Source organism: Rhizobium sp. WYJ-E13 (genome assembly GCF_018987265.1).
Classification (GTDB): Bacteria; Pseudomonadota; Alphaproteobacteria; order Rhizobiales; family Rhizobiaceae; genus Rhizobium.
Map to the genome: position 1 here is coordinate 2,515,811 of NZ_CP076853.1, position 25,479 is coordinate 2,541,289.

Genomic DNA, 25,479 nt, shown 5'->3' on the forward strand with positions numbered 1-25,479 from the left:
ATGCACTTCTCTGGTTCAGGTCGACCGCCCCTTACGAATCGACACCGATATTGATTCACACTCAATAAGACACCAACAAGGCCGAGCCGTCTTCGCCGAATTCCGGTTCGACACCGAGGATGGGGGCTGCACGGCGCACGATGTTCTTGACCATGGGTGCCGCCGTATAGGCGGCGATACGCTGATGCTGTTCGCCATCGAGCGGTTCATCGCAGAAGGTCAGCACCACATATCTTGGATTGTCGATCGGGAAAGCCGCCAGAAAGGCGTTGAAATTCAGATTGCTGGCGTAGCGTCCGTTGACCACCTTGTCGGCCGTACCGGTCTTGCCGCCGACATTGAAACCCGGCACGTCGGCGTTGCGGCCGGAGCCCTTTTTGCCGTTGAGCTTGAACAGATAGCGGATATCGTCGCTCGTGCTCTTCTTGACGACGACCTCGGCCACTTCATCGGCCTGCTCGCGGCTGCGCGGCAGGAAAGTCGGCTCGATCAACTTGCCGCCGTTGATGAGGGCGGCACCGGCAACCGCCGTCTGCAGCGGCGTGGTTGCCACACCATGGCCGAAGGAGATCGTGATGGAGTTGATCTTCTTCCAGACACGCGGCTGGCTCGGCATCTTCACTTCCGGCAACTCGGTCTGCATCTTGGTCAACAGCCCAAAACGCGTCAGATAATCCTTCTGCATTTCCATGCCGACGATATCGATCATTCTCGCCGTGCCGATATTGGAAGAATACTCGAAGATTTCCGGAACCGTCAGCCAGCGGCGCTGGCCATGAAAATCGCGAATCGTGAAGCCGCCGATGCGGATCGGGTTGGTGGCGTCGAAACTGTCTTTCAGGGAAACCTTGCCGCTGTCGATCGCCATGGCGGTCGAGAAGGTCTTGAAAGTCGAGCCCATCTCGAACGTTCCGTTCGACATGCGGTTCAGCCAGCCGTCCTTGGAACCTTCCTGCGGATTGTTCGGATCAAAATCCGGTGCAGACGCCATGGCGAGCACCTCGCCCGTATGGGCATCAAGCACAACGGCGCCGGCGCCCTTGGCCTTGTAGTTGACCACGGCATCGGCAACGACATCGCGCACGATCGCCTGCACACGCACATCGATCGAAAGGCGCACCGGCTCCAGCGACTGGTTGCTCGTCATGCCGACCGAGGCAAGATCGGCAAGCCCCTGGTCGTCTATATATTTCTCCATGCCGGCAACGCCGCGGTTGTCGATGTTGACATAACCGAGGATATGCGCAGCCGTCGCGCCACCCGGATAGAAACGGCGTTTCTCCGGCCTGAAACCGATGCCGGGAATGCCGAGCGCCAGGATCTGGCTCTGCTGCTTCGGCGTCAGTTGGCGACGCAGCCAGGCAAAATGCGAGGTGCGGTTCGAGAGCTTCTTATAGGTGTCCTTGGCGTCGAGATCGGCAAGCACCGTCTGCAGCTTCTCGACGGCCTCGTCCGTATCGACGATCTTGTTCGGTTCGGCAAACAGCGAAACGGTCCGGATATCGGTTGCCAGCACTTCGCCGTTGCGGTCGATAATATCGGGGCGCGATGCCATCAGCCGATCGGGCGGCAGGATGGACGAGACCGATTCCGGCTCCTTCATCGCATATTCGACCATACGGGCGCCGATGACGGCATAAAGGGCGGTAAAGCCGACGATGAGCAGGCCGACGCGGCTCTTGGCCTGCCCGGCCTTGCGCTTGCGCGAGCCTTCGATTGCCATGCCGGAGGGGGCGCCGAAACGATTGTAGACGCCGGCGGAAAAATGCGCCTGACTCTTCAGTACCATGATGCGGGAAAGAAAGGACATTATTCCACCGCTCCCGTTTCGATCTGGTCCGCGTCTTCGGCCTCTCGCGGCGCCGGCATCGGGATCGGCTGAGACTTGGCAGCAACACCCAGCTTGGCGCCTGCCTTGGCGTCTCCAGCCTTGGCTTCAGTAACGTCAGGCGGAGGAACCTGCGACTTCAGCATCGGCAGCTCGCGCGCGTGGGCAAGTGCGGTCGAATCCGTCGGTTGCAACTGCAGCTCGCCGTTATAGGCATTGACGAGGCGCTCCAGCCGGTTCGGCTGCGACTGCAGCGCCCAATCGGCCTTCAGGAGATCGATCGTATCCTTCTCCAGCTTGATCTCCGCTTCGAGGCGCTGAACCTCCTCGAGCTTCAGCTCGGCGCGGTGCTTGATCGTGTAGGTAACGGCGGCTGCCGCCGTCATGACGCCGATGAGCACAAGATCGAACGTTCTCAGCATATCAACCTCCAAGCTTTCCGAGGCTGGCAAGATTCGGGAATCCGAAGAGCGACATGTCCTCGGCCTCGGCGGGTGCAATGGTACGCTGGCCGGCGCGCAGCTTGGCGGAACGGGCGCGCGGATTGGTCTCGGCTTCTTCCTCACTGGCCGAAACCATCGACTTGCCGACCGGCTCGAAGGTCGCGACCCGCTCATGCGCTATCGGCAGGTGGCGGGAGCCGGATGCCTTGCCGGCCCGGTCGGAGAAGAACTTCTTGACGATACGGTCCTCCAACGAATGGAAGGTGACGACAACGAGGCGACCGCCGGGTTTCAGCGCCCGCTCGGCAGCAAACAGCGCCTGCGCCAGCTCGCCAAGCTCGTCATTGACGAAGATGCGCAACGCCTGAAAGACCCGCGTTGCGGGATGGATCTTGTCTTTCATCTTGCGCGGCGTCACCAGCTCGATGAGGCCGGCAAGATCACGCGTCGTCTCGAAAGGCTTTTCGACGCGGCGCTTTTCGATGGCATGCGCAATGCGCGGCGCCTGGCTCTCTTCGCCGAGATAATGGAAGATGCGAATGAGATCGGCCACCTTGGCACGATTGACGACATCGGCTGCAGAAACGCCGGCGGCCGACATACGCATGTCGAGCGGGCCGCTCTTCTGGAAAGAGAAGCCGCGCTCGGCCTCATCGATCTGCATCGAGGAAACGCCGATATCCAGCACGACACCATCAAGCCCGCTATCGGGCGCATGATCGGCGAGCTGCGAGAATTGCGAATGGATGAGCTTGAGATGACCGCCATGCGCGGCGACGAGCGCCTGGCCGGCTGCAATCGCCGTCGGATCACGATCAAGCGCGATCACATCGGCGCCGGCATCGAGAATGGCGGACGTATAGCCGCCGGCACCAAAAGTGCCGTCGAGAATGACCTTGCCTGAAGAAGGCTCCAGCGCCGCAAGCACTTCCTTGAGAAGAACCGGAATGTGGCGAACCGGTCCGCCACCGGCTTCAGTTGAACCTCCGCCAGGATTCGCCACCATTCCGTTCCCTCGTTCATTCAGGAACGCTTGCCCGCCAGCTTGCGCTCCCCTCGTGCCTGCGCCTGCGCGGCCGCAAATGCTTGCGGCTGCCAGAGCTGAAAGTGGTCTGCCCGACCGACAAAGGTCACTTCGTCCGAAATACCGGTGAAGTCGCGAATGAAATCCGTGACCATCAACCGCCCCTCGGCGTCGAGCTTCATGAAGACCCCGCCCCCATGAATGAGAAGCGACATCTCGTTTGCCTCCGGCGAAAACGGATCCTCCGCCGCAATCTGCCGCTCGAATCTTTCCAGAAGATCCGAACCGCCGACGCTGATCGCCGGAAACACAAAATCCTGGAAGCAGTAAACTTCCTGAATATTGCGCTGCGCCAGCACGGAACGAAACGCCGCCGGCACGGAAACCCGGCCCTTGGCATCGATCCTGTTGGTCGCATTCGAAAGGAAGCGGCTCATGACACGAAACATCCGTTTCCGAAAGAGCCCGGAAAGCTCTTTGCCGCCCGAAACCCTCAAAGTCAGGCACAGCTTCGCAAGCCGAAAGAACCAAGGTCCTCCCGACGCTTCCGATCCGGAAGGCGCCTTTGCTTTGCGATGAATGGGCAGATGATTGCCCTGATGCAGTGCGCATTTGGGATAGCATGGGACCATATGGGCGTCAATGGGATGAGCCCATTTTGAGGTGGGCGCAGTATCAAACATTTATAAGCTGTTAAGTTTAACAAAGGGTTAGGAAAGCGATTCTCTAACGCCACCCAAAGCTCCCCGGGTGAACAGGAGATCCGGCCGGGCAAGATCCGTGAGACCTCGCCTCTATTTCAGACATTTCAATGGCTTGATAGGAAGGAAATCGGATTTTGCGGCAAAGCGGACGCCGGAAAAGGTAATCGCCAGTTGGCCTGTAAGCCGGGTTCTGTATGGCTCCGGCGAACCGGAACGTGGCAGCCATTCATCTGGGACAGCGCTTGCACGCTGCCTCACGCAACCCACCCGGATGACTGACCCAGAAACAGGCCGGAAGGCTTTCGCCAACCGCGTCATCCCTATTCGGTTTTGCTCCCGGTGGGGTTTACCGTGCCATATCCGTTGCCGGAGATGCGGTGGGCTCTTACCCCACCCTTTCACCCTTACCTGTCATGACAGGCGGTTTGCTTTCTGTGGCACTTTCCCTGAGGTCGCCCTCGCCGGACGTTATCCGGCACCGTGTTTCCGTGGAGCCCGGACTTTCCTCACCTTACCGCCTTTCGGCATTGGTAAAGCGCGGCTGCCCGGCCAACTGGCAGGGGCTCCCTTAAACGAGGAAGCCCGCAAATGCCAACGAAATATGGGGGACAGGCTTAACGGAAATAAGGTGCGAAATCCGTGGCGTAGCCCTGGTCCTTGATTCTGCCTGCAAGAAGCAGTTCGGCTCCGAGCCTGCCGATTTCATCCGAGCTCTTGGCTGAGGTCCCCGCACAGCCCGTCAGCACCCCAATATGCGGCGAGGACGTATAGCCGATCATCGGATAGCGGCTCTTCGTATAGGAGACGACGCAGGATGCGGAGGAAATGGACTGCGCCTCAAGCTCCGGCACAATACGATCAACGATATCAGTCAGATGCTCGCGCGCAACCTCGCGTCCCTCCGTGCGGAACCAGGCGCGCATGTCCGTATCGTTGCTCAGCACCAGATTGTCGGGATCCCCGCCGATCTTCAGATAGAGCTTGCCGTCGGGATAGCGGATCGGCGGCAATAGATAGATGTCGATGCCGGGCGCCTCAAGAATAAGTGACGGCATGCTGGCAAGGCGCGGAGCATCCTCGTCCGCCACCTCGAACAGGGTCACGGTGCGTCCGTAAACGGTCATGTCAACGGATTGCGGCAAGAGATTCTGCGAAATGGAAAAACCACCGGCCGCCAGCAGCACCTTCTCGGCGCGATAAACCTTGCCGCTCGCCGTGGTGACGACGGCCACCCCACCCTCCTCGCGGATGGAGGCGGCACGATCGCGGATCACGGTCGCACCCGCCTTTTCGGCAAGCAGCGACTGCGCCTTCACGAGCTTTCGCGGGCTGATATGCCCTGCTCCCTTCGCTTCGAAGATGCCGGCACTGCCGGCGGGAAAAGCGAAATAGGGAAACCGTCGTTTCAGCCCAGCCTCATCGAAAGATGTCGTTTCGACGCCGAGCGAAACCGCGGCCTGCCTTGTGCCGGCAAGGTAGGCACTCTCGACAGGCGCTACAACGACGCAGCCCGCTTCCGTATAGAAGTCGATGCCGCTTTCGCTTGCGATCTCGCCATAGCGTGCGATCGAGCGATTGGCGAGCAAGGCCCAGTCGCAATCGGGATCGATGGTCCGCGTGATGCGGCCTTCGTCGTAATGGCTGGCGAAAACGCCCTCATGCGCCCTGCGATCAGCCGGCTCGTCCGGACCGATGACGGCAACGCCGTCCGTCTGGCGTGCCAGGTATTTAGCGGCCGCGGCACCCATCATGCCGCGACCGATGACGATGAACCTGAAATCGACTGCCATATCGCACCTCGCTAAAGGCTAGCGATAACACGGCAATTGCGCTGAATCATCCGACGCTTGTCAGAGAAAAGCGCTTCCGGTTCAGAGCATCGCAAGAACCTTGCCGCAATAGGACTTGGAGACCGGGTTCATGCGCGTCGCGCCATGGCCGGCATTGTATTTGAGGATGGTATTGCAGGTCTGCCCGCCACCGAGATCGTGGGCAGTTGCCAGGTACTTCATGCCGTATTTGATGTTGGTTTCCGGATCGAACAGGCCCTTGGCACTGCCGGAATAGCCCATCATGCGGGCCGTCGCCGGCTTGATCTGCATCAGGCCGACTTCGCCATGGCTGCCGCGCGCCATCGGATTGAAATTGCTTTCGATGCGGATGACAGCAGTCGCAAGAGCCACCGGCACATCATATTGATTGGCATATTTGCTGATCAGTGCGGAATAGGAATTGCCGGAAACATCGGCGACGGGATAGCCACTCTGGCGCTCGACCGTCTTCAGCGGACGCTCCGTTTTCTTCTGCACACGCTGCGCCGTCCTCTGCGGGCGTTCCTTCTTATGCACCCGCTCCGCAGTCTTCTGCCGACGCTCCACTTTCTTCACCGGCGCATCGGCCCGCACACCCCAGTCATTCGCAAAGGCAAAGCTATTTCCTGCCAGCATCATGCCAACGCATGCTGCAGCAACAACAATCATTTTTCTCATGTAGTCTTGATCACTCCGACCCAAAGAATTACCGGACCGCGCGCCTCGCCGTCATGATGTATTCCCGACCAAGAACCGATCAGGTTACGCAGCAATTCTTATCGTTTCACATGACGCCTTCGATTTAGCTTGGGAACAACCATCGGCGCCGCTTAGCGGAAGTTCTTAGACCATCGCAATGAGGAGATAATAGGGAAATGATGTGGCAGTCCGAATTTCGCATTCAGACATGGAAAATCGGTAATGTCAGAAACCATTAGAGATCAGGAATATCGCGGCAGCGCCGAAAGCAGGCGGTGCAGCGTGTCGATCGTCGAGAAATCGGCGATCCCGTCCACTCGCTCGGTACGAAAATGCCGCTGGAAGGCTTCGACGTCACCGGCCGTTTTATCGGTGAATTCGCCTGTGATCTCAGTGCTGTATCCATAAAGCGACAGCATGGATTGCAGCGCCTCTATCGGCTGTCCACGGTCACCGCGCTGGAAGAAGCGCCCGCCCGTGATAGCGGCCGGTTCCACCCAGTGGCCGACGCCGGCCCGGTACAGCGCGCCCCAGGGGAATTTTTCGCCCGGATCGACCTTGCGCACAGGGGCCACATCAGAGTGGCCGAGCACCCTTTCAGGCGCGATTGACCAGCGATTGCCGCAATCGCGACATAATTCGATCACCGCCGCGATCTGCTCTTTCGGATAGTCCGGAAGCCCGCCCGGATGGCCAGCATTGGCGATCTCGATGCCGATTGACAGCGAGTTGATATCCGTCTCGCCGTGCCAGTAGCTCTTGCCCGCATGCCATGCGCGGCGGCTCTCCGGCACGAGCTGCACGACTTCGCCGTCTGGATGCACGAAATAATGGCTGGAGACCTGGCTTTCGTCCCGACAGAGCCAGTCGAGAGCCCCTTCCGGGCTCGGCATGCCGGTATAATGTAGCAGGATCATATCAGGCTTGCGTCCGTCAGCGCGTTCGCCATGGTTCGGCGAGGGCTGGACGCGCGCCTTGCTGTAGTCGGCCTCTAATGAGGTCATGCGGCGCGGCGTTCCTTTTCAATCGCCGCATAGGCGTCGTTCAGGGCTGCCATGCGTTCATTGGCGATCACATAGAACTCTTCCGGCACGCCGCGCGAGATCAGCCTATCCGGATGATGCTCGCTGACGAGCACATGATAATGGCGGCGGATCGTCGGGAAGTCATCTGCCGGCGAAACCCCGAGAACCTTGTAAGGGTCGCGTCCATCGGAGACGTGGCGTGCAGCGATCTGATCGAAGCGGACCTCGCTCATCTGGAAAATCTCGGCGATATGGTGCAGGAAATTCATTTCCTTCTCGTGGATCAGCTCATCTGCCTTGGCAATATGGAACAGGCCGTCGAGCACATCTTCCAGGATCGGGCAATTGGCAGCACAAGTCGAGCAGAGCGTGGAGAGCTTCGCGGCATAGGCTTCGTAACCGGCAACGTCCTGGCGAGCGAGATTATAGAGACGCGCGACATTCTTCGCCTCGCTCGGAGGAAAGTCGAATATATCGCGGAAGGCCTGCACTTCCTTCTCGCTGACGATGCCGTCCGCTTTTGCCATCTTGGCAGACAGCGCAATGACGGCCACCGAGAAAGCAACCTTGCGGCGCGTCTCCGGATCGCCTTCGAAAACCGTGCGAATAGCCTCGACCACCGCGGAGAGCGCATTGCCCGCGGTATTGCCAATGGCATTCACCAGTTTTTCCCAGAAAGACATCGTCATCTTCTCGCAATGCAGCAAGTTTTGGAAGAAACACCTTGACCAAATAATCGCCCGCATTGCAAGGCGGCTATTGGTCGTAGGTTTGAAAACAGTTTTCACAATTTGGTAATGGTCGCAGGCGCCGCTACCATCCGCTGTGTCCGCCATTTCGTGCATTATTCGCACAACGGCCGGCGATTTCCACAACACTTATGGATAGGTGGACCGGCATTGAACCGATTATATCGCCGCTTCCGGCACTTGCTCTGCAGAAAGGGGCGTTTTTCGTAAATTCTTTACTTTACAGGCCACTTTCCCTGCCGCATCCATGCGTTACCTGAAGCATGTCGCGCAAAAGTACGCAGCGGTTTTGCGATAACGACATGCGTAAAACAAAGCCTTGAGCTGCACGCAGTCGCGCATCGGGCGCCAAAGGAGGGACTATGGCCAAACAGAAAGTCGCAATGCTGACCGCCGGAGGCCTGGCGCCCTGCCTCTCATCCGCCGTCGGCGGCCTCATCGAGCGCTATAGCGATGTTGCACCCGATATCGAACTCATCGCTTACAAGTCCGGCTATCAGGGCGTGCTGCTCGGCGACAGCGTTCAGATCAATGCGCAAATGCGCGAGAAGGCGCCGCTCTTGCACCGTTATGGCGGCTCGCCGATCGGCAACAGCCGCGTGAAGCTTACCAATGCCGCCGATTGCGTGAAGCGCGGCCTCGTCAAGGAAGGCGAAAATCCGCTGCGGGTTGCCGCCGAACGTCTTGCCAATGACGGCGTCACCATTCTCCACACGATCGGCGGCGACGACACGAATACGACGGCCGCGGATCTCGCCGCCTATCTCGCGGCAAACGGCTATGACCTCACCGTCGTCGGCCTGCCGAAGACTGTTGATAACGACGTCGTGCCGATCCGCCAGTCGCTCGGCGCCTGGACGGCTGCCGAGGTCGGCGCGCATTTCTTCGACAATGTCAGCAACGAACAGACCGCCGCCCCGCGCACACTCGTCATCCATGAGGTCATGGGTCGCCACTGCGGCTGGCTGACGGCTGCCACCGCCCACGCCTATCTCCAGCGCACCAAAGGCAATGAATATGTCGATGGCCTGATGATGAACGCGCATATGAAGAGCATCGACGCCGTCTACCTGCCGGAAATGGCTTTTGACCTCGATGCCGAAGCCGCGCGCCTGAAGGAGATCATGGACCGCACCGGCCATGCCACGGTCTTCGTGTCGGAAGGTGCCTGCCTCGACGCCATCGTCGCCGAGCGCGAAGCCGCGGGCGAGACGGTCAAGCGCGACGCCTTCGGCCATGTGAAGATCGACACGATCAATGTCGGCGCCTGGTTCCAGAAGCAGTTCGCAAGCCTGCTCGATGCAGAGCGCTCGCTCGTCCAGAAATCCGGCTATTTTGCCCGCTCTGCACCGGCAAACGGCGAAGATCTGCGCCTGATCCAGAGCATGGTCGATCTCGCCGTCGAGAGTGCCCTCAACAAGGTTTCGGGCGTAACCGGCCATGACGAAGCGCAGAATGGCAAATTGCGCACAATAGAATTTCCCCGCATCAAGGGTGGCAAGCCGTTTGATCTATCAACCGGATGGTTTGGCGAAGTAATGAACCAGATCGGGCAAAAATACAGGGCGGCATGATTGACGGATGGCTAATATGGTGTCTTTGCTTGTTCTCTGGGAATAGGAGGAGATTCCATGTCGCTTGAAGCTTGGCTCGCTTTTGCGGCCGCATCCGCCATCATGCTCGCCATACCGGGACCGACCATTCTTCTGGTTGTCTCCTATGCGCTTGGGCATGGCCGGAAGACGGCGCTTGCGACCGTTTCGGGCGTGGCACTCGGCGATTTCACTGCCATGACCGCCTCGCTTTTCGGCCTTGGCGCCCTGCTCGCCACATCGGCAACGCTGTTCACCGTGCTGAAGTGGATCGGCGGCGCCTATCTGATCTGGCTTGGAATCAAGCTCTGGCGAGCCCCGATCGTCGGCGAACACATCGCCGACAACGATAATCTGCCCGAAGAAAAGTCGCTGCGAATCTTCCTGCATGCCTATGTCGTGACGGCGCTGAACCCGAAGAGCATCGTCTTCTTCGTCGCCTTCGTGCCGCAGTTTTTGAACCCTGCCCTTCCCTTCTTCGATCAGATGCTGATCATGGAGGCGACCTTCCTCGTGCTCGCCACCATCAATGCCTCCTGCTACGCGCTCGCCGCCCACGCCGCCCGCGGCCTGATTCGCAAGGCGAGCGTGCAGCGCGCGGTCAACCGCACCGGGGGCACTCTGCTCATCGCAGCAGGCGCCGTAACAGCCGGGTATCGCCGTATTGCAGCTTAGTAATATTCCGTGGTTGCCGGAAAGCCACGAATAAGTTAATGGCTATCCTCGGGCTTAAGGTATTTGATAACTTTTAAGACGCTGCCGGGGCGGCGCGATTCACGAAAGTGAGAGAATGGTAGCGATCGGATTTTCCGGCCTGAAACGCAGTCTCGTGGCCTCTACCATGCTCTGCGGTGTCATTTCCGGATGCGCGAGCGTCGAATATACCTCTCAGGCAGAACTGACCGCCGTACAGACCGTGATTCCGATGCCGAAGCCGGGTGAAGACGCAACGCTGGCTGCTGTCCCGACCGCTGAAGGCGCGAACGGCCCGACCATCGCCACTCTCAATCCCCAGGCAGCAACCGCTGCACCCGTTCTCACCGCAGCCGCCATGCCGAATGTCGTCTCTCCCGTGCAGCAGCAGGCCGGTGATTTCGCCATGCAGGGCGGTGTCCAGCAGGTTGCCGTCAATGGCTATGCCCCCATTCCGCTGACGCCTGAGATGACGGCGATACAATCCGTCATTCCCACGCCGCGGCCGGGCTCGCCCGCCAGCCCCTCGACGCAGCTCGCCTTCGCAGCCACGACGCCGCAGAACGGGGCGCTCGCAGCGCTCGCCGCCGTCGATACCACGCCGCGCTTCACGATGGATTACGGCTTCGATGAATCCGGTCCGATCGATCCACCGGCAGCCCCGCCGATGTTCAGCGATAACGACAACGACGATGCGCCGACCGTCGAAAAGAGCCTCGTCAGCAAGCTCATCAGCAAATATTCCAAGCTTTACGAAATCCCGGAATCGCTGCTCCACCGCGTCGTTCATCGCGAGAGCCGTTATAATTCCAAGGCCTACAACAAGCGCGGCTACTTCGGCCTCATGCAGATCAAGTACAACACTGCAAAATCGATGGGTTATGACGGCAGTGCCGCCGGCCTCTTCGACGCTGAAACCAATATCAAATATGCCGGCAAATACCTGCAGGGCGCCTGGCAGGTTGCCGACAAGAAGGAAGACGACGCCGTTCGTCTCTATGCCCGCGGCTACTATTACGACGCCAAGCGCAAGGGCATGACCGATATCGCCCAGGGCAACTACTGATACCAAGACATCGTCGCTGACAAACGTCAGCCGGCCTTTGCCGATTGAAGCGTATTGAGAATTTCCTTCAGCATTACCTGCGGCCTGTAGCGCAACCAACTCGGCGTCAGTCCCATGCGGACGAAGACGAGATTGGCCGAAGGAACGATCGCGATCGACTGTCCGTCGTGGCCCTGCAGCCAGAACGTATCCTGCGGCAGCCCGAACTCCGCGCTCGCCCCGCCGCCCGGCCCTGCAAGCCAGGCCTGGCCTTGCGTATAGCTGCCGCCCGAACTCGCCGTTGGCGTGCGCATCATCGCAACAAAGCCTTCCGGCAGAAGCCTCTGACCGTTCCATACCCCATCCTGCAACAGGAACTGGCCGAAGCGCGCCCAGTCATGCGCCGTGGCATAGAGATAGGAACTGCCGACAAATGTGCCGCGCTCGTCCGCTTCGAAGACCGCACTTGTCATGCCGAGCGGACCGAAGAGCGCATCGCGGGGGTAATCGAAGGCGGCCCGCGGATCGCCGGCCCTGTTCATCCAGATGCGCGAGAGAAGCAGGGCGGTTCCGCTGGAATAATGGAAATCGCTGCCCGGCGCGGCCACGAGAGGCGCGCTCGCCGGCAGGGAAACCATATCGGGGTCGAGATAGAGCATCCGCGTCACATCGGCGACAGCGCCATAGTCTTCGTTGAAAGCAAGCCCGCTTTCCATGCCCATCAGATCGGAGAGTTTGATGTCGCCGCGCGGATCGTTCCCCCATTGCGGCAAGAGATGTGTGTCATCATAGGAAATCTTGCCTGACAGCATCAGCCTGCCGATCAGCGCCGCATTGACCGTCTTCGTCATCGACCAGCCCACCAGCGGTGTGCTGGCGCTGAATCCCGGCCCATAGTTCTCGGCAATGATGCGGCCGTCCTGCACGACCACCATCGCCCGCATCGCCGGCCCGGCAAGCTTGGCGTCCGAAAGAAGGGCAGAGACCCTGCTATTGACCGCCGCCGGATCGATGCTCTCGCCGTCCGGCCAGACTGCGTCGTTTTCGCCCACCCGCGATGCCGGCAAGAGCGGCGTGGCCTTGGCACCGGCATCGAAATCGCCATCCGGTACGCTCGTGCACCCAAGCGCGCCGCGATAAAGCGCGTAGTTCGGCGCAAACAGACCCATGAAGCGCGAGGTCACCCGCCCGCTTTCATGATCGACCTCGACGCGCATCAGACGCAGCAGCGGGTTTCCAGGCGCCTGAACATCGTCGTAAAGCACGGCATCTGGATCGCGGCCGGCAATGAAGACGTTGGAGCAGACGATCTTGGCGGCATAGCCGTTGCCCACCTTCAGGAGCTCCGGCGGGCTTACGGAGAGCCACGCGCCTCCACTGATGACAACGAGAATGACGAGCAGGGCCAAGCCCTTGACGATACGCAGGACAACTCGCATGCAATCCTCCATGGAGTGGAGACAAGCAGGAAACTTGGCTCACGAAAAGAGAGAAGCGAAAAGAAGCCCTTCAATCGGCTTCAATTTTCGCTGAAGTCCTCGCCTGCTTACGCGGAAGCTCTGGCCCACAGGGCTCGTCATCAAACTGTAGCAGAGGCGCGTTACACGCCCTGAACGCTAAAAAGGTGACAGACTCATGTCGGAATTTGCACCGGATACCGGCTTCCGCAAGAACCGGAAACTCAAGGCAGCGCTTCTCCGCCACAAGGCTTTTTCAAAGGACGGCTTCTCCGAGCGTCTCTTCGGCCTTCTCTTCTCCGGCCTCGTCTATCCGCAGATCTGGGAAGACCCGGATCTCGATATGCAAGCGATGGAGCTGAAGCCCAATCACCGCATCGTCACGATCGGCTCCGGCGGCTGCAATATGCTCGCCTACCTTTCCAAGGCGCCTGCTTCGATCGACGTGGTCGACCTCAACCCGCACCACATCGCGCTGAACAGGCTGAAGCTTGCCGCTTTCAAGAACCTGCCAAGCCATTCCGATCTCGTGCGCTTCCTGGCGATGCCGAACGAGAAGTCGAACAGCCGGGTTTTCGACAGTGTGCTGTCGTCCAACCTCGACGAGACCACTCGCGCCTACTGGAACACCCGCAAGTTCGGCCGTCGTCGCGTCACCGTCTTCAACCGTAACATCTATGAAACCGGCCTGCTCGGCCGCTTCATCGGTGCCGCCCACCTGCTCGCCCGCCTGCATGGCGTGAAGCTGCAGGAAATGACCAAGACCCGGTCGATCCGCGAACAGCGCCAGTTTTTCGACGATCAGATCGCTCCCCTGTTCGAAAAGCCCGTCGTTCGCTGGATCACCAACCGCAAGAGCTCGCTCTTCGGTCTCGGCATCCCGCCGCAGCAATATGACGAGCTGGCAAGCCTTGCCGCCGACAATTCCATCGCGCCGGTTCTGAAACACCGCCTGGAAAAGCTCGCCTGTCATTTCCCGATGCGCGACAACTACTTCGCCTGGCAGGCTTTCGCACGCCGTTATGCCGATGGCGAGGAAGGCCCGCTGCCGACCTATCTGAAGCCGGAGCACTACGACGTGATCCGCGCCAATGTCGACCGCGTCAACGTCCACCATGCGAGCTTCACCGAGCTTCTGGCTGGCGAGCCCGCCGCCTCGCGCGATCGCTACATTCTACTCGACGCACAGGACTGGATGACCGACCAGCAACTCAACGATGTCTGGCGCGAAATCACCCGCACGGCGCGCGAAGACGCCCGCGTGATCTTCCGCACGGCAGCCGAAAAGAGCATCATCGAGGGCCGCCTTGCCCCTGAAATTCGCGACCAGTGGCACTATTTCGAAGAACAGTCGCGTGAAATGACCACCCAGGACCGCTCGGCGATTTACGGCGGCTTCCACATCTACGGGAAGAAGGCGTGAGCGAAGCCAGCGAGATGACCGTCAAGAGCGAAGAACATGCCGACCTGATGGACGGCATGTACCGCTACCAGCGCCATTTCTACGACCTGACCCGCAAATATTATCTTCTCGGCCGCGACCACACGATCCGCAATCTCGACGTCCCCCATGGCGGCACGCTGCTCGAAGTCGGCTGCGGCACGGGCCGTAACATGGCGCTCGCGCACAAGCACTTCCCGACCGCCAAGCTCTACGGCCTCGACATTTCCCAGGAAATGCTGATTTCCGCCCACAAGACCTTTGCCACCAAGGCGACTGTCCCGGATTTCCGGGTGGCGGACGCCACCGCCTATACGCCGCGCGAATTTGGCGTCACCGGATTCGACCGCATCCTCATTTCGTACGCACTGTCGATGATCCCGGATTGGGAACGCGCGGTGGATGCATCGATTGCCGCACTCAATCCCGACGGCCAGCTCCACATCGTCGATTTCGGCCAGCAGGAAGGCCTGCCCGCCTGGTTCCGTAAACTTCTGCAGGCCTGGCTCGCCAAATTCCACGTCACGCCCCGCGCCAATCTGCGCGAGGTTCTGGAAGCGCAAGCCATTGAAAACAATGCGCGATTGTCGTTTGATCCGATCGGCGGCGGTTACGCCTGGCGGGCGGCGATCATCAGCAAGCGCTCATAATTCGCTTGAAAATAACGCTTTTTTTACGTTGATATCAGAAAAGAGGGGCATTCCCTCTGCAGGGCACGTGTTTTCGAAGGTCAGGCTGTGGGGCAGATCCATCATCACGACGGAATATTTATGCGTCGGCTTCTGTTTTGCGTCCTGCCGCTTGCCCTGATGCTCGCCGGTTGCAGTTCCACGGGTTACGATTATCTCGAAACGGCTTCCATAAAACCGAAGACCCGCTTCAAGGATACCGATCCCCAGGATTTCGGCCCCAAGCATCCGCAGCAAAACGCGGTCCATGGCATCGATATCTCCAAATGGCAGGGTGATATTGACTGGCAAACGGTGCGCAAATCCGGCGTCGCCTTCGCCTTCATCAAGGCGACCGAAGGCAAGGATAGGGTCGATTCGCGCTTTGACGAATATTGGCGCGAGGCAGCCGCGTCAGGCATTCCGCATGCGCCCTATCACTTCTATTATTTCTGCTCCTCCGCCGACGACCAGGCCGACTGGTTCATCCGCAACGTTCCCAGGGAATCCATGCGTCTGCCGCCGGTGCTGGATGTCGAGTGGAATGCCGAATCGAAAACCTGTCGCTTCCGCCCCGACCCGGCCACGGTGCGTTCTGAAATGCAGCGCTTCATGGATCGCCTGGAGGCCTATTACGGCAAGCGGCCGATCATCTACACCTCTGTCGATTTCCACCGCGAAAACCTCGAGGGCTATTTCCAGGATTATCACTTCTGGGTCCGCTCGACTGCCAAACACCCCGAAGTGACATATGCCGACCGCCGCTGGGCCTTCTGGCAATATACGTCGACAGGCGTCATTCCGGGCATCAAGGGGCCGACCGACATCAATGTCTTCGCCGGCTCCGCGAAAAACTGGAACAACTGGGTGGCTGACGTTTCCAAGGATAGAAATTCTTAGTAACGTGCTCCAATCTTTCTTGCTTCCGTCACATTCATCTGTGAAATCGGCGGCATTCTATGTCATTTTACGAGGATCGTTTCATGCACCGCTCGCTCAAAAGCTGCTCTGCACTTGCTCTTCTGTTTGCCTGCGTCCTAGCAACAGGCGCTGCTGCGCAGCAGGCTCCGGATGCGGCAGCTTCGGCCCCGGCAGCACCCTGCGGCGGCGATCTCTTCACCTTCCTTGAGGGCGTCAAGAAAGAGGCGATCGCAGCAGGCGCCAGCGCCGAAGCAGCAGACCAGGCCTTGGCCGGCGCTGAGATCGATCCCAAGGTCCTGAGCCGCGACCGCGCCCAGGGCGTCTTCCGCCAGACCTTTTTGGAATTCTCGCAGCGCACCGTCAGCCAGGCCCGCCTTGATATCGGCCGCCAAAAGATGAAGCAATATGCCGATGTCTTCGCCCGCGCCGAGCAGGAATTCGGCGTTCCCGCCGGCGTCATCACCGCCTTCTGGGCGATGGAAACGGATTTCGGCGCCGTACAGGGCGATTTCAACACGCGCAACGCGCTGGTGACGCTGTCGCACGACTGCCGCCGCCCGGAACTCTTCCGCCCGCAGCTGATCGCCCTCATCGAAATGGTGCAGCATGGCGACCTCGACCCGCAGACCAATACCGGCGCCTGGGCCGGCGAAATCGGCCAGGTGCAGATGCTGCCGCGCGATATCATCGCCTATGGCATGGACGGCGACGGCGACGGCCATGTGCGCCTCAAGCAGAGCAGCCCGGATGCGATCCTGACGGCCGCCAAGTTCATCCAGCATCTCGGCTTCGAGCGCGGCCAGCCCTGGCTGCAGGAAGTCACCGTGCCAGATAACCTGCCCTGGGAAAAGTCGGGTCTCGGCGGCACGATGACGGCAGGCGAATGGTTCAACCTCGGCGTCAAGCCGCGCGACGGCAACATGGCCTTCGCCAATCTCGAAGGCGATCTCGTCCTGCCGCAGGGCCGCCTGGGACCGGCCTTCATCGCCTATCCCAACTTCAAGATCTATCTGGAATGGAACAAGTCGTTCATCTACACGACCTCGGCGGCCTATTTCGCGACCCGCCTCTCCGGTGCCCCGACCTACCAGAAGGGCACGCCTGAACAGGGCCTTTCCAACGACCAGATGAAACAGCTGCAGACGAAGCTCGATTCGCTCGGCCACGATGTCGGCGAGATCGACGGCATCCTCGGCTCCGGCACCCGCGTCGCGATTCAGAAAGAACAGCTCCGCCTCGGCATACCGGCTGACGGCTGGGCAACGCCTGCGCTGCTGAACGCTCTCTGATCCCTCACAATTGCCCTTTCACCACCCGGCCGCATGAATCGGGTGGCGCCTCCCCGCCGATCGGTTAAGCCTGCCAGCAAATGGAGGATCGGCATGGAACAGAGAATAAGCGCATTGACCTGGGGGCTTCTCGCCCTGCTCGGTCTGATCTGGGGTGGCTCCTTCTTCTTCGCGCGTATCGCCGTTGCCGAGGTGCCGCCGCTTACCCTCGTCTTCCTGCGCCTCTCCATTGCGGCCCTTGCGCTGCATATCTACATCGGCGGGCGCTTCGGCATCTATCCGCTGCTGAAGAGCCGCTGGCGCGAATTCCTCATTCTCGGCATCCTCAACAATGCCCTGCCCCATGCGCTGATCTTCTTCGGCCAGACGCGCATCGGCGCCGGCCTTGCATCCATCCTCAACGCCACAACGCCGATCTGGACGGTGCTGATCGCCAATTCCCTGACATCGGACGAAAAACTCTCCTCGGCCAAGATCATCGGCTGTCTCACCGGCCTTCTCGGCACAGTCGTTCTCATCGGGCCGAGTCTCAATAGTAGTCGCGACCTGCCCCTCTGGGCGCTCCTCCTACCCGTCATCGCCGCAGGCTGCTACGGATTTGCGGCCACCTACGGCAAGCGCTTCAAGGGCGTGGCGCCGCCCGTTATCGCTGCCGGCCAAATGACGGCGTCCTCGCTCGTGGCCCTGCCGCTGTCGCTCGCCATGGATCACCCCTGGGCACTTGCCATGCCGTCAATCAACGCCATCGCGGCCGTTCTGGCGATTGCGTTGCTGTCCACCGCCGTCGGCTATATCATCTACTTCCGCATCATGGCCGCGGCGGGCGCGACCAACACCTCTCTGGTGACGCTGCTCGTGCCGCCGAGCGCGATCCTGCTTGGCTTCCTGTTCCTGGATGAGCGTCTGGAGATGACCGAGATGGCCGGCATGGCGCTGATCGGCGCGGGACTTGTCATACTGGATGGCCGGATCTACCGCCGCTCTGACGCCATAGCCTGAAATGATTATGCTGCAGTGCGCCATTCTTCCGCCAAAAGCATGAATCGTGACTACCGGATTGTAACGGATCGTTAAATTTTGAGAGCGGATTTTTCTGATTATATTTCAGTGGCTTATAGGATTGCTGTTAGACTTATCCACTATCCTCTTCGGCAGCGCAGCACAAGAAGCGCTTCCCAACCAACACATTTCCGACATATTATGAGCCGGTTAGCGCGAGGAGGCAGACATGGGACTTACGCAATCCTTGAATGTCCTGTTGGTCAGTGCAGCGTTCGCATTCGTCGTGTCCATGCTCTTCATTTGAGCCGATGCGAGGCGTCAAAAACTGAGATACCTACACTCCTGAATAACAAATAACCCCGAAAACTGAAAAGCGCATGCCCCGCCCGGCCATGCGCTTTTACTTTGCCCGCAGCAACAGTGTGTATCGGTTTAAGCTGCCGCGCCGGCGCTTCTGGCCGTCTGGCGCGAGAGGCCGAGATTGTCGAGGACGGCAGAAACCAGCGGCGCACGGTTCATCGTATAAAGATGGAACTCGTGCAGGCCTCGGCGAATAAGATCCTCGATCTGCTCGGCTGCAACCTCGGCTGCGACCTTGGCGCGCTCTTCCGGCTTGTCGTCATATCCGGCGAAACGCGCGTCGAGGAAGGTCGGGATGACCGTGCCGCAGGCGCCGGCAAAGCGCTTCAGCTGCGTCAGGTTCTGGATCGGCATGATACCAGGCACGACAGGGATTTTGACGCCGGCAGCACGCACCTTCTCGAGATAACGCTCGAAATTGTCGTTATCGAAGAAGAACTGCGTCAGCGCGCGGTTGGCGCCGTTCTCGGCCTTCTGCTTCAGCATGTCGATATCAGCCGCCTGATCGCGGCTTTCCGGATGCTTTTCCGGATAGGCCGAGACGGAGATCTCGAAATCACCGATCTGCTTGAGGCCGGCCACCAGTTCCGCCGCATTGGCATAACCGCCCGGATGGGGCTGGTAGGCCGCACCGACGCCACCCGGCGCATCGCCGCGCAACGCCACGAAATGCGTAACACCCGCCTTGCGGAAACTGTCGACCACCTGATGCGTCTCTTCCTTCGTGGCGCTGACACAGGTGAGATGCGAGGCGGTCGCAAGCGGCGTGTCGGTGAGGAAGCGCGTGACCGTGGAGAGCGTCGGCGCCTTGGTGGTGCCACCGGCACCGTAGGTCACGGAGACGAATTCCGGGTTCCAATCCTGCAGGTCGCGGACGGTGTTCCAGAGCTGGCCCTCCATCTCCTCGGACTTCGGCGGGAAGAACTCGAAGGAGATCGCAATATCGCGGCGGCGGGCGTCGTTTTTCTGGGTCATTTATTCTCTCCCGGCAAATGTAAGTACCGCGCCTTCGCTCTCCAGCGAGGCCATAAGGCGCCTCGGGTCGCGCGCGAGCCAGATCGTGACCGTAAGGCCCTTCTCCCCCTGCTGACCCGGATGAAGATCGACGACCTGCTCGACATCCAGCCCCGCCTTGCGCACCCAGTCCGACATGGCCTGATGCGAGAAGCCGAGACGGACGTGGGCATGTTCGTCGCGAAGATATTCGAGGTTATGCGGCGCGAGATCGATGATGACGAGGCGCCCGCCCGGCCGCAGCATGCGCGCGGCTTCCGCGATTGCGATATCGGGCTGATCAAAGAAGTGCAGCACCTGATGGATCGTTACCAGATCGAAATCCTGCCCCTCGAACGGCAGGTTCAGGATATCGGCGTGGCGCACCGAAGCCGTCGTGATCCGCGACTTGTCGAGATTGGCGCGCGCCACGCTCAGCATGTCGCGGCTGGCGTCGACGCCGATTGCACGGCGATAGCGACCGGCCAGAAGCTCCAGCATGCGACCAGTGCCGGTGCCGAGGTCGAGCAGGGAATCGATCGGGTTGGCGCCGAGCAGCTTGATGACGGCTGCATCCACCTCTTCGTCAGCGGCGTGCAGACGACGAAGTTCGTCCCATTCGGCGGCGTTGCGGCTGAAATAGGCCTGTGCCCGCTCGGCGCGCTGCCGCTTGACGGTGGCAAGGCGCTCGCCGTCACGCTGGACGACGGGGTCGTTTTCGGAGACATGCTTCAGCAGCGCTCGCACCAGCGCGGCTGCCTTGCCTTCGTGCGCCAGGCGGAAGTAGGCCCAGGCGCCTTCCTGATAGCGGTCGATCAGTTCCGCCTCGCCAAGCAGCTTCAGGTGCCGGGAGATGCGGGGTTGGGATTGACCGAGAATTTCCGTAAGATCTGTGACGGTGAGATCCCCCGCCGCCAGTAGCGCGAGGAGCCGCAGGCGCGTCGGTTCGCCGGCCGCCTTCAAGACGTCCACCAGCGCATCCAGTCCAAGCCTTAAGGGTTCGCTCATATCCTACCCAATCAAGATATAAAGATATCTTTATGTGACTTGGATAGCGGAGGCAAGCGGCATTTCACCGATTTGCGAAATTGCCTGTATCGATAACGACAGCAGACATTAAAAAAGCCCCGGACCAGCCGGGGCTTCGAAATGCACGAAAAACCGATTAGCGGGTCAGACGCTTGTGAGCCTGGCTGCCGGGATTGAGGGCGTCGGGGCCAAGGCGGCGGATCTTGTCCTGTTCATAATCCTCGAAGTTGCCTTCGAACCACTCGACATGGCCGTCGCCTTCAAACGCGAGAATATGCGTGGCCAGACGGTCGAGGAACATGCGATCGTGGCTGATGATAATGGCGCAGCCGGCAAATGCTTCCAGCGCGCTTTCCAGAGCACCAAGCGTTTCCGTATCGAGGTCGTTGGTCGGTTCGTCGAGCAGCAGAACGTTGCCGCCGGCCTTCAGCATCTTGGCAAGGTGAACGCGGTTGCGCTGACCACCCGAGAGATTGCCGACCTTCTGCTGCTGATCGCCGCCCTTGAAGTTGAAGGCGCCGCAATAGGCGCGCGAGTTCATGTCGAACTTGCCAAGCTTGATGACTTCGGCGCCGCCGGAGATTTCTTCCCAGACGGTCTTGTTGCCATCAAGCGCATCGCGGCTCTGGTCGACATAACCGAGATGCACGGTCTCGCCGATGCGGATCGAACCACTGTCGGGCTTTTCCTGGCCGGTGATCATCTTGAACAGCGTCGTCTTGCCGGCGCCGTTCGGGCCGATAATGCCGACGATGCCGCCCGGCGGCAGCTTGATCGACAGATCGTTGATCAGCGTGCGGCCCTCGAAGCCCTTGGTGATACCGTCCATCTCGATGACCACCTGACCGAGGCGCTCGCTGACCGGGATAATGATCTGCGCGTCGCCGGGACGCTGCTTCTCGGCGGCCTCGACCAGTTGCTCGTAAGACTTGATACGCGCCTTGGACTTGGCCTGACGGGCCTTCGGGCTGGAGGCGATCCATTCCTGTTCGCGGCTGATGGCCTTCTGGCGACCTGCCTCTTCGCGGTTTTCCTGCAGCATGCGCTTTGCCTTCGCCTGCAGGTAGGCCGAGTAGTTGCCTTCGTAAGGAATGCCGCGGCCGCGGTCGAGTTCGAGGATCCAGCCGGTGACGTTATCCAGGAAGTAGCGATCGTGGGTGATCATCATTACGGCGCCCGGATAGTCGCGCAGATGCTTTTCGAGCCAGGCGATGGTTTCGGCGTCAAGATGGTTGGTCGGTTCGTCGAGCAGCAGCAGGTCCGGCTGCGACAGAAGCAGGCGGCAGAGCGCGATACGGCGGCGCTCACCGCCCGACAGCGTCGTGACATCGGCGTCGCGCGGCGGGCAGCGCAGGGCTTCCATCGCCATCTCGACCTGGCTTTCCAGATCCCAGAGGTTCTGGCTGTCGATGATATCCTGGAGCTTCGCACCCTCTTCCGCCGTCTCGTCGGAATAGTTCATCATCAGTTCGTTGTAGCGATCGACGATCGCCGTCTTGGAGGCGACACCTTCCATGACGTTCTCGAACACCGTCTTGCTGGGGTCGAGTTTCGGTTCCTGCTCCAGATAGCCGACGGTCGCGCCTTCGGCGAGCCAGGCTTCCCCGGTATATTCCTTGTCCTGGCCGGCAATGATGCGCAGCACGGTGGACTTACCGGCACCGTTCGGACCCAGGATACCGATCTTGGCATCGGGATAAAAGGAAAGATGGATATTCTCGAGGATCTTCTTATTGCCATAGGCCTTGTTGAGGCCGGACATATGATAGATGAACTGGCGTGCCATGCTGGGATGCTCCGGGCGGAAACTTGAAATCGTGGCCGCTATGTAGGCGAAACCACGCCCGCGGGCAACGCCGAAACCCTGTTTCGTCAGGATTTCGGCATGTTTCCATCAGAAGCCGGCGGCATCCACAAGGCCTTCATCGCAGCCGAAGGACGTCTGCCCTGCCCCTTGGATGAGGCCGCCGAGGCCCTTCTCCTTCGCTTGCGCCGAAACTGCATCCTGCGAAAGCCCGATCGTCAGCTCGCTGATCACTCTGATATTGCCGACGCGGCGGCAGCTCATTTTCACGCGGTCGCTGGCACCGGCCCCAAAGCTCTTGTCGAAAGCCGCCTTGATCGCATCGGATTTCAGCGTCTTGCCGACGTTGGCGGCGAAGAGATCGCGCACGGCCGAAGCATTGAGATCGCCCATCAGGTGAATGGCGGTGGCGAAATATTCGTCGGCGCTCATCTTCGTGCAAGTGCCGTGCTTGATCCACTCATGCCGCTCGAGCCCCGATTGCGTGCCGGGCATCGCCTTGTCGAGCGCGCTCTTCGTCTCGGCCGAAAGGCTCACTGTCGGCAGGTTCGTCCACTGGCCGTCCTTGTCGGCGGCTCTCTGGTCGGCGGGTACGCCGCAATAGTCCTGCCGCATCGGCCATAGACCGTGGAGAGAAAAGTTGGTGGCGTCATAACGCTCGCCGCCCTGGCTGGCGCATTCGGCCTTCTTCTGGTTGGTCTGGCAGAATGCCGGTTGCCAGCTTGCCGCAAGGATGAAACGCGTGCGCCCGCTTTCTTGCGCGGATACGGGTCCGACTGACGACAGCGAAAGGAAGAGAATGGAAACCGAAAGGAGAAACTTACCCATTGATAGCCCCGACAAAGAACAATACAGGAACAAACAAGCATGAAGCCGAAAATTGCGCAACCCTGAATCGCAGCAAAATCGCGCTTTCTCATGTATGAGGAGAACCGCAATATTGCATTTGTCCTGCGATCTGGTCTTTTGGGCGCGGGAGGAATGCATGTTTTCCGAGACATTGCGGCTTCAGAATGCCGGGGCTTCGCTTGCGTGCCATCACCAGCCTGCAGAGGGCCAGGCGCACGCTATCCTGATGATTTCACACGGGCTCGCCGAACATTCTCGCCGTTACCGGCGCTTTGCCGAGGCCATGGCGGCAAGAGGTTATCATGTCTATGCGCATGACCATCGCGGCCACGGCGAGACAAGCGCGCCCGATGCACCGCTCGGTCGCTTCGCGAGACAGGGCGGCATAGAGCGCGTCATCAACGATATCGCCGCCGTGCATGACTTTGCCACGACCCGCCACCCCGGCCTGCCCGTCATCCTCCTCGGCCATTCGATGGGCGGCCTGATCGCCCTTAATGCCGCCGCCGATCTCCCCGGCCGTTTCGCAGCCCTTGCCGTCTGGAATTCAAATTTCTCGGTTGGACTTTCCGGCCGCGTTGCGCAGGCGATCCTGCTTGCCGAACGCATGCTCAAAGGCTCGGATGTGCCAAGCGACATGCTGCCGAGGCTGACATTTTCCGCCTGGGACAAATCCATTCCCAACCACCGGACGGAATTCGACTGGCTGTCGCACAATCCGGCCGAGGTCGATGCCTATATCGCCGATCCGCTATGCGGCTTCGGCCCCTCGGTATCGCTCTGGCTCGATATCTTCGCCCTCACCTTCCGCGGCATCGAGAAGGAGCGGCTCGAGAGGCTGCCGAAAGACCTGCCGATCCATCTGGTCGGCGGCGGTCAGGACCCGGCAACCATCAATGGAAAAGCCGTCCTCTGGCTGTCAAAGCGTTTGAGAAGTCAGGGCTTTTCCCGTATCAGCACGGAGATATATCAGGACATGCGGCATGAAACGCTGAACGAGATCGGCGCGCAAACGGCAATTGCGGATTTCGCCGGCTGGTGCGACGCGGCGATCCGCGCGGTCCCGAGCGAAAGGATCTGAGATGACAAGCACGAGTTCCATACGCCATCCCGCCGCCTCCGAGGTGACGTTTGGCCTGCTTTTTATGTTTTTGTCGGTGATGATCTCGCCGCTGATCGACATCTTCTCGAAGCTCGCGACCGCGACGATCTCGTCCACCGAAGTCGCTGGCTTCCGCTTCGTCATCCAGTCGCTCACCATGCTGCCTTTCGTCTTCCTGCGCGGCGCGAAGATCCAGTTTTCGCTGAAGCAGAGCTGGTATCATGCCATCCGTGGCGCAATGGTCACTATCTCGATGATCTGCTTCGTCACCACGCTGAAGGTCATGGCGGTTGCCGATGCCATCGCCATCTTCTTCGTCGAGCCGATCATTCTTACGATCCTCGGCAGCATCTTCCTGAAAGAGACGATCGGCTGGCGGCGCTACAGCGCCTGCGCCGTCGGCTTCCTGGGGGCCCTGCTGATCATTCAGCCGAGCTTCGAACAGGTCGGCTATATCGCTCTGCTGCCCGTCGTCAGCGCCTTCTGCATCGCCGTCTTCGCGCTGATGACACGGGTACTATCGCACCGCGAAGATCCCTGGGCCATGCAGTTCCAGACCGGCCTCTGGGGCATTTTCTTCTGCGCCGTTGTCCTCTTCATCGGCTATGGCAGCGGCTCTGACATCATCGATACGGCCATACCCGATCTTCCCGCTTTCGGCTACCTGCTGGGTACGGGCATTGCCGCGGCGATAACCGGCATTCTCGCGGCTTACGCCTATCGGGCCGCACCGGCCTCCACGCTGGCGCCGCTGCAATATCTGGAAATCGTCTCGGCCACCGTCTTTGCCTGGCTGGTCTTCGCCGATTTCCCCGACGCGTTGAAATGGCTCGGCATCCTCATCGTCATCGCGTCCGGCCTCTACATCATCTGGCGCGAGCAGCGCTTTGCTTCCAAACCCGTATCCGATACATCTGAGGTGACGCGGGCGCCCTGAAATCCGCCGCTCAT

At 60.1% G+C, this 25,479-nt stretch carries 23 protein-coding genes and 1 other RNA gene; 10 read left to right on the forward strand and 14 right to left on the reverse strand.

The genetic code is table 11. The features are described 5' to 3' along the window. Positions 1-61 precede the first annotated feature (61 nt). The 9 genes from KQ933_RS12700 to KQ933_RS12740 form a co-directional block, all read right to left on the reverse strand. Entirely contained in the window at positions 62-1,810 is a 1,749-nt protein-coding gene (locus KQ933_RS12700) for a penicillin-binding protein 2 (RefSeq protein WP_216755219.1), read from the reverse strand. After that, the gene (locus KQ933_RS12705; protein WP_183731103.1) at positions 1,810-2,250 is read right to left on the reverse strand and encodes a hypothetical protein; all 441 of its coding nucleotides are present in this window, start codon (positions 2,248-2,250) and stop codon (positions 1,810-1,812) included. The genes KQ933_RS12700 and KQ933_RS12705 overlap by 1 nt, the downstream gene beginning before the upstream one ends. A 1-nt stretch (position 2,251) precedes the next feature. Then, positions 2,252-3,277, reverse strand: a complete 1,026-nt coding sequence (gene rsmH / locus KQ933_RS12710) for a 16S rRNA (cytosine(1402)-N(4))-methyltransferase RsmH (protein ID WP_216755220.1) — start codon at positions 3,275-3,277, stop codon at positions 2,252-2,254. 17 nt (positions 3,278-3,294) lie between these two features. Further along, a complete protein-coding gene (mraZ, locus tag KQ933_RS12715) occupies positions 3,295-3,732 on the reverse strand; it encodes a division/cell wall cluster transcriptional repressor MraZ (protein ID WP_216755221.1) in 438 nt (145 codons plus the stop codon). A gap of 430 nt (positions 3,733-4,162) precedes the next feature. Continuing rightward, positions 4,163-4,556: RNase P RNA component class A (gene rnpB, locus KQ933_RS12720), an RNA gene on the reverse strand. Positions 4,557-4,613: 57 nt separating this feature from the next. After that, positions 4,614-5,789 (reverse strand): FAD-binding oxidoreductase, encoded by a 1,176-nt coding sequence (locus KQ933_RS12725; protein ID WP_216755222.1) that lies wholly within the window; start codon positions 5,787-5,789, stop codon positions 4,614-4,616. A gap of 81 nt (positions 5,790-5,870) precedes the next feature. Continuing rightward, positions 5,871-6,488, reverse strand: coding sequence for a lytic transglycosylase domain-containing protein (locus KQ933_RS12730; protein ID WP_216755223.1), 618 nt, complete (start codon positions 6,486-6,488; stop codon positions 5,871-5,873). 263 nt (positions 6,489-6,751) lie between these two features. Continuing rightward, on the reverse strand, positions 6,752-7,513 hold the full coding sequence (locus tag KQ933_RS12735) for an N-acetylmuramoyl-L-alanine amidase (protein ID WP_216755224.1): 762 nt from the start codon (positions 7,511-7,513) through the stop codon (positions 6,752-6,754). Next, entirely contained in the window at positions 7,510-8,217 is a 708-nt protein-coding gene (locus tag KQ933_RS12740) for a DnaJ family molecular chaperone (protein WP_216755225.1), read from the reverse strand. The genes KQ933_RS12735 and KQ933_RS12740 overlap by 4 nt, the downstream gene beginning before the upstream one ends. A gap of 428 nt (positions 8,218-8,645) precedes the next feature. Here KQ933_RS12740 and KQ933_RS12745 point away from each other — a divergent pair, with 428 nt between their 5' ends. The 3 genes from KQ933_RS12745 to KQ933_RS12755 all read left to right on the forward strand — a co-directional run bounded on the left by KQ933_RS12745 (position 8,646) and on the right by KQ933_RS12755 (position 11,634). Then, positions 8,646-9,857 carry a pyrophosphate--fructose-6-phosphate 1-phosphotransferase gene (locus KQ933_RS12745; protein WP_216755226.1) on the forward strand — a complete coding sequence of 404 codons (1,212 nt, stop codon included), beginning with the start codon at positions 8,646-8,648 and terminating at the stop codon, positions 9,855-9,857. A 57-nt stretch (positions 9,858-9,914) separates the two neighbouring features. Next, the gene (locus tag KQ933_RS12750) at positions 9,915-10,550 is read left to right on the forward strand and encodes a LysE family translocator (protein ID WP_216755227.1); all 636 of its coding nucleotides are present in this window, start codon (positions 9,915-9,917) and stop codon (positions 10,548-10,550) included. 115 nt (positions 10,551-10,665) lie between these two features. Continuing rightward, the gene (locus KQ933_RS12755; RefSeq protein WP_216755228.1) at positions 10,666-11,634 is read left to right on the forward strand and encodes a lytic transglycosylase domain-containing protein; all 969 of its coding nucleotides are present in this window, start codon (positions 10,666-10,668) and stop codon (positions 11,632-11,634) included. 26 nt (positions 11,635-11,660) lie between these two features. Here KQ933_RS12755 and KQ933_RS12760 read toward each other — a convergent pair whose 3' ends face one another. Beyond that, positions 11,661-13,052 carry a serine hydrolase gene (locus KQ933_RS12760; RefSeq protein ID WP_216755229.1) on the reverse strand — a complete coding sequence of 464 codons (1,392 nt, stop codon included), beginning with the start codon at positions 13,050-13,052 and terminating at the stop codon, positions 11,661-11,663. A 196-nt stretch (positions 13,053-13,248) separates the two neighbouring features. Here KQ933_RS12760 and KQ933_RS12765 point away from each other — a divergent pair, with 196 nt between their 5' ends. The 5 genes from KQ933_RS12765 to KQ933_RS12785 all read left to right on the forward strand — a co-directional run bounded on the left by KQ933_RS12765 (position 13,249) and on the right by KQ933_RS12785 (position 18,388). Further along, on the forward strand, positions 13,249-14,493 hold the full coding sequence (locus KQ933_RS12765; protein WP_216755230.1) for a DUF3419 family protein: 1,245 nt from the start codon (positions 13,249-13,251) through the stop codon (positions 14,491-14,493). Further along, positions 14,490-15,161 carry a class I SAM-dependent methyltransferase gene (locus KQ933_RS12770; protein WP_216755231.1) on the forward strand — a complete coding sequence of 224 codons (672 nt, stop codon included), beginning with the start codon at positions 14,490-14,492 and terminating at the stop codon, positions 15,159-15,161. Before KQ933_RS12765 ends, KQ933_RS12770 begins: the two co-directional genes overlap by 4 nt. Before the next feature lie 120 nt (positions 15,162-15,281). Next, a complete protein-coding gene (locus tag KQ933_RS12775) occupies positions 15,282-16,079 on the forward strand; it encodes a GH25 family lysozyme (RefSeq protein ID WP_216755232.1) in 798 nt (265 codons plus the stop codon). A gap of 83 nt (positions 16,080-16,162) precedes the next feature. Further along, positions 16,163-17,389 (forward strand): lytic murein transglycosylase, encoded by a 1,227-nt coding sequence (locus tag KQ933_RS12780; RefSeq protein WP_216755233.1) that lies wholly within the window; start codon positions 16,163-16,165, stop codon positions 17,387-17,389. Between the two features lie 93 nt (positions 17,390-17,482). Then, complete coding sequence (locus tag KQ933_RS12785; RefSeq protein ID WP_216755234.1) at positions 17,483-18,388, forward strand: DMT family transporter; 906 nt, start codon at positions 17,483-17,485, stop codon at positions 18,386-18,388. Positions 18,389-18,823: 435 nt separating this feature from the next. Here the strand turns inward: KQ933_RS12785 and metF are convergent, their stop codons facing one another. From metF to KQ933_RS12805, 4 genes are all read right to left on the reverse strand, one after another. After that, positions 18,824-19,726, reverse strand: a complete 903-nt coding sequence (metF, locus tag KQ933_RS12790; RefSeq protein ID WP_216755235.1) for a methylenetetrahydrofolate reductase [NAD(P)H] — start codon at positions 19,724-19,726, stop codon at positions 18,824-18,826. Continuing rightward, on the reverse strand, positions 19,727-20,752 hold the full coding sequence (locus KQ933_RS12795) for a metalloregulator ArsR/SmtB family transcription factor (RefSeq protein WP_216755236.1): 1,026 nt from the start codon (positions 20,750-20,752) through the stop codon (positions 19,727-19,729). A gap of 157 nt (positions 20,753-20,909) precedes the next feature. Beyond that, on the reverse strand, positions 20,910-22,559 hold the full coding sequence (gene ettA, locus KQ933_RS12800) for an energy-dependent translational throttle protein EttA (protein WP_216755237.1): 1,650 nt from the start codon (positions 22,557-22,559) through the stop codon (positions 20,910-20,912). 108 nt (positions 22,560-22,667) lie between these two features. Beyond that, entirely contained in the window at positions 22,668-23,405 is a 738-nt protein-coding gene (locus tag KQ933_RS12805; protein ID WP_216755238.1) for a ribonuclease, read from the reverse strand. Between the two features lie 157 nt (positions 23,406-23,562). Between KQ933_RS12805 and KQ933_RS12810 the strand changes: the two genes are divergently transcribed. After that, the gene (locus KQ933_RS12810) at positions 23,563-24,507 is read left to right on the forward strand and encodes an alpha/beta fold hydrolase (RefSeq protein WP_216755239.1); all 945 of its coding nucleotides are present in this window, start codon (positions 23,563-23,565) and stop codon (positions 24,505-24,507) included. A gap of 1 nt (position 24,508) precedes the next feature. Then, positions 24,509-25,465 (forward strand): DMT family transporter, encoded by a 957-nt coding sequence (locus KQ933_RS12815; RefSeq protein ID WP_216755240.1) that lies wholly within the window; start codon positions 24,509-24,511, stop codon positions 25,463-25,465. Positions 25,466-25,479: the final 14 nt, after the last annotated feature.